This is a genomic window from Cellulomonas dongxiuzhuiae (assembly GCF_018623035.1).
GTDB lineage: Bacteria > Actinomycetota > Actinomycetes > Actinomycetales > Cellulomonadaceae > Cellulomonas > Cellulomonas dongxiuzhuiae.
Window position 1 is genome coordinate 2,131,863 of the sequence record NZ_CP076023.1, and the last position, 14,776, is coordinate 2,146,638.

Below are 14,776 nucleotides of genomic sequence, written 5' to 3' on the forward strand. Positions count from 1 at the left end.
ATGACGATTGCCCACAACAGCAGCGCCTACGACGTGGTCGTCGTGGGCGCGGGTGCTGCCGGCCTGTCCGCCGCCCTGTCCGCGCACGAGGACCTCCACACCGACGGCCGCCGCGGGACCGTCGCCCTCCTCGAGCGCGCCACCCGCGAGCTGCGCGGCGGCAACACCCGCTGGTCCGGTGCCTTCCTGCGGCTCCAGGACGAGACGACCCCCGTGGACGGCCTGGCGGACTACGGGCTCGCGGTGTCCCAGGGGCATGCGAGCCGCGCGTACTACGAGGCGCTCACCGCCAGGGTCCCCGAGGCGTTCGGGTGGCTGGTCGCCAAGGGCGTCCAGCTGGTCGACGGCCCGACGATCTTCCTCACCGCGTCGGCCACGCGCTACCAGCCCGTCGGCGGCGGCGAGCACATCGTGGAGACGCTGTTCGACGCGGTCGAGCAGACGGACATCGCCGTGCACTACGAGACCAGCGCCGAGCACCTCGTCACCGCCGAGGACGGCTCCGTCGTCGGCGTCAGGGTGCGCACCCCCGACGGGCGTCTGCAGACCCTGGGCGCCGGCGCCGTCATCCTGGCCGCCGGCGGGTTCCAGGGCAATCCCGAGATGATGGCCAGGTACTGCGGCGCCAACGCGTACCGCATCCCCCCCATCTCGCGCGGGGGGCGCCACAACCGCGGCGACGGGCTGCGGATGGCCCTGGAGGCCGGCGCGGGCACCGAGGGCCAGTTCGACCTGTTCCACGCCGAGCCCAAGGACCCCCGCTCCCAGGTCGCCGAGGCGGTCGTCATGACCTTCCCGTACGGCATCGTGGTCAACACCCAGGGGCAGCGCTTCATCGACGAGGGCGCCGACACCGTCGACCAGACCTACGAGAAGGTCGCGCGCGGGATCGTCAGGCAGCCCGGGTCGCTGGCCTACGCCGTGTTCGACCAGCAGGTCATGAGCACTCCCGGGTACGAGCACGCGGTGCTCACCGACGTCGACCCGGTGCAGGCAGACACCGTCGCCGACCTCGAGGCCGAGCTCGGGATGCCGCCCGGCTCGCTGGTGGCGACCGTCGAGGCCTACAACGCGGCCTGCCCGCAGGACCGCGACGCGTACGACCCCCTCGCGCTCGACGGTCTCGCCGCGACGCCGCCGGGCCAACCTGCCAAGTCGAACTGGGCCCGCCCGATCGAGCGAGGCCCGTTCTTCGCCTACCCGCAGATCTGCGCGAACGTGTTCACGTTCGGCGGCGTGCGCACGGACCTCGAGGCGCGCGTCCTCACCGCCGACGGCTACGTCATCCCGCACCTGTACGGCGCGGGCGAGATGACCGGTCTGTACTACGAGATGTATGCGGGCTCCACGTCGGTCATGCGGTCCGTCACGTTCGGGCGTGCCGCTGGCCGCCACGCTGCTGCGCAGATCCCCGCGGCGACAGGGGGTGCCCGATGAGCGAGCACGTCGACGTCGTCGTCGTGGGCGCGGGCAACGCCGGGTTCTGCGCGGCGCTCGCCGCGGCCGAACGCGGCCGGCGCGTGCTCGTGCTGGAGAAGGCACCGCAGGAGCTCGCCGGCGGCAACTCGTACTTCACCCACGGGGCCACGCGGTTCGTCCACGACGGGCTGGACGACGTGAGGTCGCTCGTGGAGCCCGACGAGCGGTTCGGGATCACCACGGTGCCGCCGTACACGGCCGAGGAGTACGAGGCGGACATCACCCTCCTCAGCGGCGGGCGCAACGACGAGGACCGCACCCGGGTCCTGGTGGCGGAGAGCCACGACGCGATGTCGTGGCTGCGCGGCCTGGGCATGCGGTACGAGCTCATGTACGGCCGGCAGGCCTACTTCCTCGAGGACGGCAGCGTGCTGTTCTGGGGCGGCCTGCACGTCGGCAACGTCGACGGCGGCATCGGCATGATCGCCGACTACACCCGCATCGCCCGCGAGCGCGGGATCGAGATCCGGTACGGCAGCCGGGTCACCTCGCTGGTGCGCGACGGCGACGGCCCGGTGCGGGGCGTCGTCGTCTCCGGCCCGGACGGCGACCCGTACACCGTGGGCGCCGAGTCGGTCGTCCTCGCCGCCGGCGGCTTCCACGCCAGTCCCGAGATGCGGGTGCAGCACTTCGGCGAGCAGTGGCGCGAGGCGGTGGTCCGCGGGACCCCGTCGAGCACGGGAGACCTCATCGTCGCCGCCCAGGCGGTGGGCGCCGCCCTGGACGGCGACTACGACGCGCCGCACGCCACCATGATCGACGCGTTCCACAGCGCCAACTCGTCGAACCGGGAGCTCACGAACAGGCTCGCCCGGCTCTCGTACCCCCTCGGGATCATCGTCAACCGTGCCGGGCGGCGGTTCGTGGACGAGGGCGAGGGTTTCCGCAACTACACCTACTCGCGCATCGGCAAGGAGGTGCTCAAGCAGCCCGACGGTCTCGCGTTCCAGATCTTCGACGACTCGGTGCGACTCCACCTGCGGTCCGACCAGTACGCCATGCCCGGCGCGACGGTCGTCACCGCCGACACGGTCGAGGAGCTGGCCACCAGGGCGGGGATCGACGTCGAGGGGCTGGTCGCGACCGTGGCCGAGTTCAACGCCGCCGTCGACGAGGCCCGTCCGTTCGACCCCGCGGTGCTCGACGGCCGCGCCGCCCGGGTGGAGCCGCCCAAGTCGAACTGGGCGGTCGCGCTCGAGAACGCGCCGCTGTGGTGCTACCCCGTGACGTGCGGGATCACCTTCACCTACGGCGGGCTCGCGTCCGACGCCGACGCCCGGGTGCTCGACGGCACGGGGCGCCCGATCCCCGGTCTGTTCGTCGCCGGCGAGATGATGGGCGGCCTGTTCTGGGGCGGCTACCCGGGCGGCGCCGGACTCGCCTCCGGGCAGGTCTTCGGGCGTCGTGCCGGGGCGAGTGCGTGACCCTGCGATGACGGGCAGGGCGCCGCGATCAGGGTTGTGGGTCGTCCTGGCCGCGAACGTCCTGTGCGCGGCCGGGGTCTTCGCGATCCGCCCGACGCTGTCCTACCGGGCCGTCGAGCTCGGGATCGGGCCGCAGTGGGTCGGAGTCGTCGGCTCGGCGTACGCCGTGACGGCGTTGGTGAGCGCGCCGGCGCTGGGTCAGCTCGCCGACCGGCGCGGGCAGCGCACGGCGACGTTCATCGGTGCCTGCACGATGGTCCTGGCGGGCGTGCTGCTGTGCACGGCCGACGGTCTGCCTGCGATCCTCGTCGGGTCGGCCGTCCTCGGCCTCGGGCACTTCCTCACCCTCATCGGGCTCCAGATGGCGGCCGGGCAGATCGGGTTGGCACAGGCGCAGGTGCACCGCGTCTTCGGGGCGTTCGCCGTGTCCTCCGCGCTCGGTCAGATGCTCGGTCCCGGCCTGATCGCCGTGGTGGGCCGCGGGAGCGTCGTGCCGCCCACGCTCGTGATCCTCGTGATCGCGACGAGCGTGCTGGCCGTCATGCCCGTGCTCACGGCGTGGCTCCCCGCGGGGGAGACGGCACGACGGGTGCACGGCTCGTGGTCGACCGTCTTGCGCATCCGCGGCCTGGCCGACGTGGTCCTCATCAGCGGACTGGTGGTCGCCGCCATCGACCTGACGGCGATCTACCTCCCGCTGCTGGGGTCCGAGCGTCAGCTCAGCTCGGCGTTCGTCGGGCTGCTCATGGCGGTGCGGGCGGCCAGCTCGATGCTCGTGCGGGTGTTCCTGGGCCGGTGGATCGCGCGGTTCGGCGCACGCGCGGTGCTCCTCGTCGCCCTCGGCGCCTCGACGGTCGCCATGGCCCTGCTGCCGTTGCACGTGCCGGCGTGGGCGCTGATCGCGCTCGTCCTGGTGATCGGGATGGGCCTGGGGGTCGGAGATCCGGTGACTGCCGCCTGGGCGTCGCTCATGGCCCCTGTCGGCGGTCAGGGACGTGTCCAGTCGTACCGCCTCATGGCCAACCGCGTCGGGCAGATCGCCATCCCGCTGGCGGCCGGCGCCCTCACTCCCGTCGCCGGCGTGGCAGGCGGCTTCTGGCTCGTGACCGGCTGCCTCGTCGTGGCGGTCGGGATCGCGCGCCGCGTACGAGGGCCGTGACGCCGGGTCGGCCCGTGCCGCGGCGACCACTCGCAGGAACCACCACCCGGACCGGAGCCACCCGGTCGCCCGACGAGAGGAAACCCCGTGACCGCCACCCTCACCGAGCCCCCGTCCCCGGGCGCCGACACGCCCCCTGCTCGCCGGCACGGCCGCCTCCAGGCATGGGTCGCGTCGATCGCCGAGCTCACGCAGCCGGACGAGGTCGTCTGGTGCGACGGCTCCGACGCGGAGTACGACCGGCTGTGCGACCTGCTCGTCGACAGGGGGACGTTCGTCCGCCTGGACCGCGCCAGGCGCCCGCGCAGCTTCCTCGCCCGTTCCGCACCCGACGACGTCGCCCGCGTGGAGAGCCGGACGTTCATCTGCTCCGAGCGGGAGTCGGACGCGGGACCGACGAACAACTGGCGCGCCCCCGGGGCGATGCGCGCGGAGCTCCAGGACGTGTTCGCCGGGTCCATGCGCGGCCGTGCGATGTACGTCGTGCCGTTCTCCATGGGTCCGATCGGGTCGCCGCTGGCCCAGGTGGGCGTCGAGATCACCGACTCCCCCTACGTCGTGGTCTCGATGCACCTCATGACCCGCGTCGGTACGCGGGTGCTGGAGGAGCTCGGCGCCGACGGACGCTTCGTGCCGGCGGTGCACAGCGTCGGGATGCCGCTGGTGGACGCCGCGGGCGAGCGTCGGGAGGACGTCGCGTGGCCGTGCCACGCCACCAAGTACATCTGCCACTTCCCCGAGACTCGGGAGATCTGGTCCTACGGCTCGGGGTACGGCGGCAACGCGCTCCTGGGCAAGAAGTGCTTCGCCCTGCGGATCGCCTCGGTCATGGGCCGTGACGAGGGATGGCTCGCCGAGCACATGCTGCTCCTGCGGCTGACGTCACCCGAAGGTCGCCGTTTCCACGTCGCCGCGGCGTTCCCCTCGGCGTGCGGCAAGACGAACCTCGCGATGATCACTCCCACCGTCCCGGGCTGGACCGCCGAGACGATCGGGGACGACATCGCGTGGATGCGCCCCGGAGACGCCGGGACGGACGGTCGGCTGCGTGCGATCAATCCCGAGGCCGGTTTCTTCGGGGTCGCCCCCGGCACCGGCGAGTCCACCAATCCCGTGGCCGTGCGCATGGTCGCCTCCGACACCGTGTTCACCAACGTCGCGCTCACGGACGACGGCGACGTGTGGTGGGAGGGCCTCACGGACGAGGTCCCGGAGCACCTCACCGACTGGCAGGGCCGGGACTGGACGCCCGCCACCGGGCGGCCTGCGGCGCACCCGAACTCGCGGTTCACCGTCCGCGCCGAGCGCTGCCCGAGCATCGCCGACACCTGGCAGGACCCGGACGGCGTCCCGATCGACGCGATCGTGTTCGGCGGACGTCGCGCGACGAACGTCCCCCTGGTCGCCGAGGCGTACGACTGGGCGCATGGCGTGCTGATGGGCGCGACCGTCTCGTCCGAGCAGACCGCGGCGGCCGAGGGCCCGGTGGGGGCGCGGCGCCGGGATCCCTTCGCGATGCTGCCGTTCTGCGGCTACGCCATGGCCGACCACTGGGCGCACTGGCTGCGCATCGGCGAGCAGCTGGGACCGAACGCGCCGCGCATCTTCAGCGTCAACTGGTTCCGCAAGGGGCCGGACGGGTACCTGTGGCCGGGCTTCGGGGACAACGCGCGGGTGCTGGCCTGGCTGCTCGGCCGCGTCGCGGGCACGACGGCCGCGACACCGTCCCCGCTCGGCCTGCTCCCGGCACCCGGTGCGCTCGACGTCGACGGGCTGGACCTCGACCCGGGTGCACTGGAGGAGCTGTTCCGGATCGACACCGACGCCTGGCTGCGCGAGGCCGCCGACGCCGAGCAGTGGCTCGCAGGGTTCGGGGACCGCGTGCCTCACGCGATCACCGACCAGCTCGCGCTGCAGAAGGACCGCCTCACCGCCTGATCCCGCGGGGCGCGTCCAGCGACGAGGCTCTCCGTGGGACGCAAGAGGCTCCGACCAGATCTCTGGTCGGAGCCTCGTCCGTCGGGCTGACAGGATTTGAACCTGCGACCCCTTGACCCCCAGTCAAGTGCGCTACCAAGCTGCGCCACAGCCCGTCGGTCCCCGCAGGAACCTCGAAGACTCTATCGCACCCGATGCCGCTCCCCCGACCACATACCGGTGCCGGGCGCGTCACGGGCGGCCGCGTCACGCGGTCGCGTCGCGCTCCTCGCGCCGCCGCCGCAGCACCTCGAGCTCGGCACCGACGACCCCCAGCACGAGCAGGTCGACGAGCAGACCCCACGACGCGTCCCACTGGGAGAGCCGGAACAGGAAGAACTGCGTCACCAGCAGGCTGACGAGCACCGCGCGGCGGAACCACAGGTAGCCGTCGACCGCGTCGTGGCGGACGCGCGCCAGCCCCACGCCGGCCAGCACGACGCTCGCCGCGCCCGCCACGAGCGCGCCGGCGACCACCCAGCCCGGGGACCGGTCGCCGCCCCACCACCGGACCACGGCACCGGTCACCGTCACACCGGACGTGCCGACGAGCACCGCGACGGCGAGCCACGGCACGAACCGCGCCCGCACCAGCGTGTGCAGCACGCGCACGACGGCCGAGGCGACGAGCCCCACGGTGTCGGGCAGCTCGGCGTGGTCCTCCTCGATGCTGCGCAGCAGCGCGCGCGTCTCCCGCGCACCGGGCACGTCGCCCGCATCGGCCAGGCGCGCCTCCGCGCGGTGCCGGGCCGCGGGCGTGAACCCGCCGACGACGCCTGCGACGGCCTCGTCCACGGCCCCCGCGAGCGCCTCGCGCGGGTCGCGCGGACGCCGGCCGTGCAGCGTGTCGGCGACCAGGCCCAGACCGACCACCGTCGCGTAGATGATGGCCGCGGTCGGCTCGTAGAAGTAGTCGTTGTCCGACGTGACGAACTTGCCGACCTCGTCGACGAACAGCCCGAACCCGATGCCGCCGACCAGCGCCCCCAGCGGGCGCAGCGACGGCCCGACGAACGACAGCAGCAGCACGAACGCCACGGCCATGAGCAGACCGCCCCACAGCACGTGGGCGATGTGCAGGCCGGAGCCCCCGAGCTGCGGGTAGCCCGTCGCGGCGAGCAGGGCTCGCGTCAGCAGCACCGTGGCGGCCGTCGCGACGAGGAACGTGGCGAGGTGCCGCGGTCCGCGGGGGTCGCGCGGCAGACCGAGGCGCAGCATGGCGTGCGTCGCCGCGCGCGCGGCGTCCTCCGGCGGCCGGGCTCTCACCCGCGCGTCACCGCTTGCGCTTCTCGCGGACGCGCACCGAGATCGTGATGGGGGTGCCCTCGAACCCGAACGTCTCGCGCAGGCGGCGCTCGATGAACCGGCGGTACGTCGGCTCGAGGAACCCGCTGGCGAAGATGACGAACCGGGGCGGGCGCGTCGAGGCCTGGGTGGCGAACAGGATGCGCGGCTGCTTGCCGCCGCGCAGCGGGTGCGGGTGCGCGGAGACGAGCTCGCCGAGGAACGCGTTGAGACGCCCGGTGGAGATGCGGGTGTCCCACGACGCGAGCGACCGCTCCAGGGCGGGCACGAGCCGGTCGGTGTGCCACCCGGTGCGGGCGGAGACGTTCACGCGGGGCGCCCACTGCACCTGGACGAGCTGCTGGTCGATCTCGCGCTCGAGGTAGGGACGGCGGTCGTCGTCCATGAGGTCCCACTTGTTGTACGCCAGGACCAGCGCACGGCCCGCGTCGATGACGTGCTGCACGATGCGGATGTCCTGCTCCGTCATGGGCGCCGAGGCGTCCACGAGCACGACCGCGACCTCGGCCTTCTCGATGGCCGCCTGGGTGCGCAGGGACGCGTAGAAGTCGGCGCCGGACGTCTGGTGCACGCGGCGGCGGATGCCGGCGGTGTCGACGAAGACCCACGGCTTGCCGCCGAGCGCGACGAGCTCGTCGACCGGGTCGCGCGTGGTGCCGGCGACGTCGTCGACGACGACGCGCTCGGAACCGACGACCTTGTTCAGCAGCGAGGACTTGCCGACGTTGGGGCGTCCGACCAGCGCGACGCGGCGCGGACCGTCCGGCAGGGGCGTGGCGTGCGCCGAGACCCTGGGCAGGGCGGCCATCGCGGCGTCGAGCAGGTCGCCCGTGCCGCGTCCGTGCAGCGCCGAGATCGGGTGCGGCTGGCCCAGGCCGAGGGACCACAGCGTGGCCGCGTCCGCCTCGACCGCGGGGCCGTCGACCTTGTTGGCGACGAGCACGACGGGCTTGCCCGAGCGGCGCAGCAGGCGCACGACCTGCTCGTCGGTGTCGGTGGAGCCGACGGTCGCGTCCACGACGAACAGCACGGCGTCGGCGAGCTCGATCGCGACCTCCGCCTGCTGGGCGACCGCCTTGTGGATGCCCGCGACATCGACCTCCCAGCCGCCGGTGTCCACGAGCGTGAAGCGTCGCCCCGACCACTCGGCGGGGTAGCTGACGCGGTCGCGCGTGACGCCGGGGTTGTCCTCGACGACGGCCTCGCGCCGGCCGATGATGCGGTTGACCAGGGTCGACTTGCCGACGTTGGGGCGTCCGACCACGGCCAGCACCGGCAGCGTCGTGGCGATCTCGCGGTCGTCGCCGTCGGTGCCGTCACCCTCGAGGAGGGCCAGGTCCTCGTCCGCGAGGTCGTACTCCGCGAGACCGGCGAGCAGGGCCCGCTCACGTGCCGCGTCGTCGACGCCGTCGGTCTGCGACGCGTCCACGGTCGGGGCCGCGGCGGGGTCGGCGGGGTCGACCCGGTGGTCGTCCGAGGCGTGCGTCGTGGTGGCGTCCGGCTGCTCCATGCACCCATTGTCCCCCGCCGCGCGCGCCCGTCCCGCCAACCGTCCCCAGGCACGCCCCCGAGCGCGGTGTCCCGCGCCGTCAGACGGTCGCGCGCGGCTCGTCCTCGGGCAGGTGCACACCGGTGCGCACCTGCGCCGATGCGAGCAGGTCGGACATGGCGTCGCGGATCACGACCGCCGCGTGGTCGACGGCGGCGCGGCGCGACAGGCCATCGGTGCGCACGTCGACCGGGTGCCCGAACTCCACGACGAGGTCGCGCCGCAGCGTCGGCAGCCCGCGGGCCGACTCCCCCGTGCGGCGCGTGCCGAGGATCGCGACCGGCACGACCAGCGCCTCACCGTTGACCGCGAGCCACGCGGCCCCCGCGCGCACCTGCTCCGCGGTGCCGCGACCGCGCGTCCCCTCCGGGAAGATGCCCACCGCACCGCCGCGGCGCAGCACCCCCACGGCCGACTGCAGCGCGGCACGCGCCATCGTGCGGTCGACGGGGATCTGCCCGGCGGCCCGCAGGACGGCCCCCAGCGGACCACGGAACATCTCGGCCTTGACGAGGATGTGCAGGCCGCGCGGCGAGACACCGGCCAGCAGCGGACCGTCCAGCAGCGTGACGTGGTTCGCCGCGAAGACCACCGCACCCGTGCGCGGCACCCGCTGGGCACCCGTGACGTGGGTGTCCCACACGACACGGGCGAGGAACCGGCCCACCCACCGCGACCACCGGGGCCCGTGCGCCGAGGGCACGTGCGGCTCGGGCGTCGCCGCGGCACGTGTCACGCCCGGGTCCCCCGTGCGCGCTCGACGACGTCGAGGACCGCGTCCACCGTCTGCTCGAGGTCCAGCTCCGAGGAGTCCACCGTCACGACGCCGTCGGCCGCGACGTGGAACTGCACGACGGTCGAGTCGTCCGCGTCACGGCGCACCACCTGGTCGTGGGTCGCGGAGATCGCCGCGGCGTCGTCGGTCCCGTGCAGCTCGCGGGCCCGCCGCGCGAGGCGAGCCTCCTCCGAGGCCGTCAGCAGCACCCGGACGTCGGCGTCCGGGGCGACGACGGTCGTGATGTCGCGTCCCTCCGCGACGACGCCCCGCCCGCCGGACCACCCGCCGGTGCGCTCCGCGTCGATGACGGCGCGCTGGCGCCGTCCCAGCTCCGCGCGCGCGTCGAGGTTGGTCGCCACCGCGCTGACGCGCGAGGAGATCTCGGTCGTGCGGATCGCGACGCCCACGTCACGCCCGTCGACGACGACGGTGGGCCCGGTCGGGTCCACCCCCACCACGAGCGGGAGGTCGCGCACCGCCTGCGCCACCGCGGCCTGGTCCGTCAGGGGCACGCCCTGGTCGAGGCACCACCACGTCGCCGCGCGGTACATCGCCCCCGTGTCGAGGTACGCCAGGCCGAGCCGGCGCGCGACCTCGCGCGACACGCTCGACTTGCCCGACCCCGACGGTCCGTCCACCGCCACGACGGTGCTCACCTCACCAGCCTCCAATCCCGAGCGGTCAGCTCGGTCTCCAGGTGCGACGCCCGGGCGGGCAGCACCGCGATCGACGCCATGCCGACGGGACGTCCCGCCGCGTGCTCGAGCTCCAGGTCCTCCAGGTTCACGCCGGCGGCGCCGACGTCGGCCAGCAGGCGAGCGAGCTCGCCCGGCCGGTCCGGGACCAGCACGGTTACGACGGCGTACTGCTTGCGCGCCCCCCCGTGCTTGCCGGGGATGCGTGCGGCGCCCGTGCCGCCGTCCGCGATGGTGCGGGCGATCGCCGCGAGCGCGCCCAGCTCGACGTCCTCCGGACCGGTGGCCGACGCGGCCAGGTCGAGCGCGCCGAGGACCACGTCGAGGTCCGCGCGCAGCGCGACCAGCACGTCGCGCACCGCGGCGGCGTTGGCCGCCAGGATCGAGGTCCACAGGGCCGGGTCGGACGCGGCCAGCCGCGTCACGTCGCGCAGACCCTGGCCTGCGAGGGCGAGGGCGTCCTCGTCGACACCGCGAAGCCGGGCCGCGACCAGCGACGACGCGAGCTGCGGGACGTGCGAGACGGCCGCGACGGCGGCGTCGTGCTCGTCGGCGTCCATCGCGACCGGCACGGCGCCGACGTCGACCGCCAGGTGCCGCACCGCGAGGAGCGCGTCCTCGCGCGACGCGCCCGAGTCCGTGATGACCCACGGCCGCCCCAGGAACAGGTCGGGGACCGCGGCCGACGGGCCGGAGCGCTCGCGACCGGCCATGGGGTGCGAGCCGACGTACCGCGTCAGGTCCGCGCCGGCGGCGCGCAGCTCGGCGAGCACGTGCCCCTTGACGCTCGCGACGTCCGTCACGACGGCGTCCGGGTGCTCCGCGAGCGCGGCCGCGACCGCGTCGGCGGTCACGTCGGGCGGTGCGGCGACGACGACGAGGACGGGTGCGGCCGAGGAGCCGTCGACCGGTGCGCCGGCGCCCACGTCGCGGGCGAGCGTGAGCGCCGTGCGGGACGGGTCGGTGAGCTGCACCTCGACGCCGTGGCGGCGCAGCGCCAGCCCCAGGGACGCCCCGAGGAGCCCGGTGCCGACGACGCGCACCGGGCCCGTGGTGGCGATGCTCACATGCCCACCGCCGTCATGAGCGACCCGACCTCCGTCTTCGACAGGACGCGGGTGCGCCCGGGACGCAGGTCGCCGAGGCGGATGGGGCCGATGCGGGTGCGCACGAGGCGCGCGACGGGGTGGCCGACCTCCTCGAACACCCGGCGCACGACGCGGTTGCGGCCCTCGTGGAGCACGACCTCGACGAGGCTCGCGTGGCTGGCCACCTGGACGATCTTGAACTCGTCGACCTGCACCGTGCCGTCCTCGAGCTCGATGCCGCGCTTGAGCTGCTGAGCGAGCGCCTCGCGGACGCGGCCCTCGACCTCGACGAGGTACGTCTTGGGCACCCCGTGCGAGGGGTGCGCGAGCCGGTTGGCCAGCTCGCCGTCGTTGGTGAGCAGCAGCAGACCCTCGGAGTCGGCGTCGAGGCGCCCCACGTGGAAGAGCCGCTCCTCACGGTTGGCGACGTACTGCGCGAGCGAGGGGCGACCCTCGGGGTCGTGCATGGTCGACACCACGCCCACCGGCTTGTTCAGCGCGAGGGTGATGATCGAGGAGTCCAGCTGCACGCGCATGCCGTCGACGTGGATGACGGCGGTCAGCGGGTCGACGCGCACGCCGAGCTCGGTGACGACCTGGCCGCCGACCGTGACGCGACCGGCCGCGATGAGCTCCTCGCAGGCGCGGCGCGAGCCGAGGCCCGCCGAGGCGAGCACCTTCTGCAGCCGCACGCCCTCGGGGTCGTGCACGTCGATCGGCTCCGCGACCTGCGCCGGTCGTCGCGACCCGCGCTGCGGACCGCGCGGCCCCCGTCCGCCGGTCCCGCCGCCCGGGCGGCCCGCACCCTCCGCGCGCCCGCCACCTCGGTGGCCACGCGCTCCCGTGCCGCTCATCGTCCGTCCTCTCGTCCGTGGGTGTTGTTGTCGATGCCCTCCAGCGACTCGATGTCCGGCAGGTAGGGCGCCAGCGGGGGCAGCTCGTCGAGGCTCGACAGTCCCATCCGCTCCAAGAAGTATCCCGTGGTCCCGTAGAGGACTGCACCAGTCGCCGCGTCCTGCCCGATCTCGGCGACCAGCCCGCGGGTCGACAGGGTGCGCATGACGCCGTCCACGTTGACCCCGCGGACCGCGGAGACCTGTCCCCGGCTGACCGGCTGGCGGTACGCCACGACGGCCAGGGTCTCCAGCGCGGCCTGCGTGAGCCGCTGGGTCTGGCCGTCGACGACGAACCGCCCCACGACGTCGCCGTACGCACCGGCCGAGTAGATGCGCCAGCCGTCCCCGGCGCGGCGCAGCTCGAAGCCGCGCGGGCGCGTGCCCCGCTCGCCGCGGTACTCGGCGGCGAGCTCGGCGAGCAGCTCCTCGACGCGGTCCGTGGGCAGCGCGAGCGTGGTCGCCAGCCGCACGGCCGGGACCGGCTCGTCGACGACCATGAGCACGGCCTCGAGCGCGGCGAGGGCCCCGCCGGGCAGCGTGTCGACGTCGAATGCGAGCTCGTCGACCGCCGGGTCGTCGGCCGCGTCGCCCGCGGTGCCGTCGGGTGTGACGTGCTCGGTCATGGTCCGGCCTCCAGCTCGGCGGGTGCGGCGACGTCCTCGACGGGCAGCGGGCCCGTGGCGTCCTCGCGGTCGAAGTCGTCGGAGACGGCGATCTCGCCGTCGTCGGTGCCGGTCCAGCGCACGGTCAGCTCACCGAGCGGCTCGACCTGGTCGAAGGACACCGCGCCCTCGCGGAAGAGCTCGAGCAGCGCGAGGAACCGCACGACCACGACCACGGGCTCGGTGGCGTCCGCGGTCAGGGCCCGGAACGTCGTCGCGCCGTCGCGCCGCAACCGGTCGACCAGCACGGCGGCCTGCTCGCGGACGCTGACGAGCGGTGCGTGCAGGTGGCTGATGTCGACGCCGGGCGGCGGCGCCTTGGGCGCGAGCGCGCGCGCCGCGAGCACCGCCAGCTGCTCGGGCCCCATCTGCCAGACCAGTTCGGGCAGCAGCGCCGCCAGGTGCGGCTCCAGCTCGACGTTGCGCCCGTGACGGCGCGCACCCGCCTCGAGCTGGGCGCCGAGGTCGGCGGCGACGACCTTGTACGCGCGGTACTGCAGCAGGCGCGCGAACAGTAGGTCGCGCGCCTCCAGCAGCTCGAGGTCCTCGGCGTCCTCGACCTGCGCGGACGGCAGCAGGCGCGCAGCCTTGAGGTCGAGCAGCGTCGCGGCGACGAGCAGGAACTCGCTGGCCTGGGACAGGTCCCAGTCCTTGCCGCCGAGCGCGGCGGCACGCTCGCCCGCCCGGATGTGCGCGATGAACTCGTCGGTGACCTGCGCCAGCGCGATCTCGGTGATGTCGAGCTTGTGCTTGGCGATCAGCCCCAGCAGCAGGTCGAACGGGCCACTGAACACGTCGAGGTGGACCTCGAACCCGGACGACCCGGCAGGTGCGCTCTCCCCCGGCGCACCCTCCCCCGGCGTGCCCCGTCCGGTCGTGGCGTCGGGCCCGCCGTCAGGCGGCGTCGCCACGCGCCACGAGCTCGCGGGCGAGCTGGCGGTAGGCCACGGCGCCGGCGTGCGTCGGTGCGTACTGCGTGATCGGCTCGGCGGCCACGGTCGCGTCGGGGAACTTCACGGTGCGGCCGATGACGGTGTGCAGCAGGGTGTCGCCGAAGGCCTCGCGGACGCGGGTGACGACCTCGCGGGCGTGCAGCGTGCGCGAGTCGTACATCGTCGCCAGGATGCCGTCGACCTCGAGGCGCGGGTTGAGCCGGTCGCGCACCTTCTCGATCGTCTCGACGAGCAGCGCGACGCCGCGCAGCGCGAAGAACTCGCACTCCAGCGGGATGAGCACGCCGTGCGCCGCGGTGAGCGCATTGACGGTCAGCAGGCCCAGGGACGGCTGGCAGTCGATGAACACGACGTCGTAGTCGTCCATGACGGGGCGCAGCACGCGCGACAGGACCGACTCGCGCGCGACCTCGCCGACGAGCTGGACCTCGGCCGCGGACAGGTCGATGTTGGCCGGCAGCAGGTCCAGGTTCGGCACGGCGGTGTGCCGCACGACCTCGTGGATGTCCGCGTCGCGCTCCATGAGCAGGTTGTAGACCGTGCGGTCCAGCTCGTGCGGGCTGATGCCGAGGCCCACGGACGCGGCGCCCTGCGGGTCGAAGTCGACGATGAGGACGCGCCGGCCGTACTCCGCGAGCGCGGCGGCCAGGTTGATGGTGGTCGTCGTCTTGCCGACGCCACCCTTCTGGTTGCACATCGCGATCACGCGCGCCGGCCCGTGCGACGCCAACGGCGCAGGCACGGGGAATACGGGCAGCGGGCGTCCCACCGCGTCGAGCGGCTGCTCGGTCGTGTCCTGGCTCATCGGCTC

The 14,776-nt window shown here is 74.1% G+C and carries 13 protein-coding genes and 1 tRNA gene; 4 read left to right on the forward strand and 10 right to left on the reverse strand.

All coding sequences use genetic code 11. The annotated features are described in order from the left end of the window. The 4 genes from KKR89_RS09620 (at position 1) to KKR89_RS09635 (ending at position 6,000) form a co-directional block, all read left to right on the forward strand. The gene (locus tag KKR89_RS09620; RefSeq protein ID WP_208195149.1) at positions 1-1,437 is read left to right on the forward strand and encodes an FAD-binding protein; all 1,437 of its coding nucleotides are present in this window, start codon (positions 1-3) and stop codon (positions 1,435-1,437) included. After that, complete coding sequence (tcuA, locus tag KKR89_RS09625; protein WP_208195150.1) at positions 1,434-2,903, forward strand: FAD-dependent tricarballylate dehydrogenase TcuA; 1,470 nt, start codon at positions 1,434-1,436, stop codon at positions 2,901-2,903. Before KKR89_RS09620 ends, tcuA begins: the two co-directional genes overlap by 4 nt. 7 nt (positions 2,904-2,910) lie before the next feature. Continuing rightward, positions 2,911-4,062 carry an MFS transporter gene (locus KKR89_RS09630; RefSeq protein WP_208195151.1) on the forward strand — a complete coding sequence of 384 codons (1,152 nt, stop codon included), beginning with the start codon at positions 2,911-2,913 and terminating at the stop codon, positions 4,060-4,062. An 87-nt stretch (positions 4,063-4,149) separates the two neighbouring features. Continuing rightward, positions 4,150-6,000, forward strand: coding sequence for a phosphoenolpyruvate carboxykinase (GTP) (locus tag KKR89_RS09635; protein WP_208195152.1), 1,851 nt, complete (start codon positions 4,150-4,152; stop codon positions 5,998-6,000). Between the two features lie 81 nt (positions 6,001-6,081). On the opposite strand, the gene KKR89_RS09640 is transcribed toward KKR89_RS09635, so the two are convergent. From KKR89_RS09640 to KKR89_RS09685, 10 genes are all read right to left on the reverse strand, one after another. Then, a tRNA-Pro gene (locus KKR89_RS09640) sits at positions 6,082-6,155 on the reverse strand. A gap of 91 nt (positions 6,156-6,246) precedes the next feature. Further along, positions 6,247-7,305 carry a hypothetical protein gene (locus tag KKR89_RS09645; RefSeq protein WP_251140843.1) on the reverse strand — a complete coding sequence of 353 codons (1,059 nt, stop codon included), beginning with the start codon at positions 7,303-7,305 and terminating at the stop codon, positions 6,247-6,249. A 7-nt stretch (positions 7,306-7,312) separates the two neighbouring features. Then, positions 7,313-8,854, reverse strand: a complete 1,542-nt coding sequence (gene der / locus KKR89_RS09650) for a ribosome biogenesis GTPase Der (protein WP_243882216.1) — start codon at positions 8,852-8,854, stop codon at positions 7,313-7,315. A 79-nt stretch (positions 8,855-8,933) separates the two neighbouring features. Next, the gene (locus KKR89_RS09655; RefSeq protein WP_208195153.1) at positions 8,934-9,629 is read right to left on the reverse strand and encodes a lysophospholipid acyltransferase family protein; all 696 of its coding nucleotides are present in this window, start codon (positions 9,627-9,629) and stop codon (positions 8,934-8,936) included. Then, complete coding sequence (gene cmk / locus KKR89_RS09660) at positions 9,626-10,327, reverse strand: (d)CMP kinase (RefSeq protein ID WP_208195154.1); 702 nt, start codon at positions 10,325-10,327, stop codon at positions 9,626-9,628. Before cmk ends, KKR89_RS09655 begins: the two co-directional genes overlap by 4 nt. Next, the gene (locus KKR89_RS09665; protein WP_208195155.1) at positions 10,324-11,433 is read right to left on the reverse strand and encodes a prephenate dehydrogenase; all 1,110 of its coding nucleotides are present in this window, start codon (positions 11,431-11,433) and stop codon (positions 10,324-10,326) included. Before KKR89_RS09665 ends, cmk begins: the two co-directional genes overlap by 4 nt. Next, positions 11,430-12,308, reverse strand: coding sequence for a pseudouridine synthase (locus KKR89_RS09670; RefSeq protein ID WP_243882218.1), 879 nt, complete (start codon positions 12,306-12,308; stop codon positions 11,430-11,432). The genes KKR89_RS09665 and KKR89_RS09670 overlap by 4 nt, the downstream gene beginning before the upstream one ends. Next, positions 12,305-12,973: an SMC-Scp complex subunit ScpB gene (gene scpB / locus KKR89_RS09675; RefSeq protein ID WP_208195156.1), complete on the reverse strand. Its 669-nt coding sequence runs from the start codon at positions 12,971-12,973 to the stop codon at positions 12,305-12,307. Before scpB ends, KKR89_RS09670 begins: the two co-directional genes overlap by 4 nt. Beyond that, complete coding sequence (locus KKR89_RS09680; protein WP_208195157.1) at positions 12,970-13,923, reverse strand: segregation and condensation protein A; 954 nt, start codon at positions 13,921-13,923, stop codon at positions 12,970-12,972. The genes scpB and KKR89_RS09680 overlap by 4 nt, the downstream gene beginning before the upstream one ends. Beyond that, positions 13,907-14,770, reverse strand: a complete 864-nt coding sequence (locus KKR89_RS09685; protein WP_208195158.1) for a ParA family protein — start codon at positions 14,768-14,770, stop codon at positions 13,907-13,909. Before KKR89_RS09685 ends, KKR89_RS09680 begins: the two co-directional genes overlap by 17 nt. Positions 14,771-14,776: the final 6 nt, after the last annotated feature.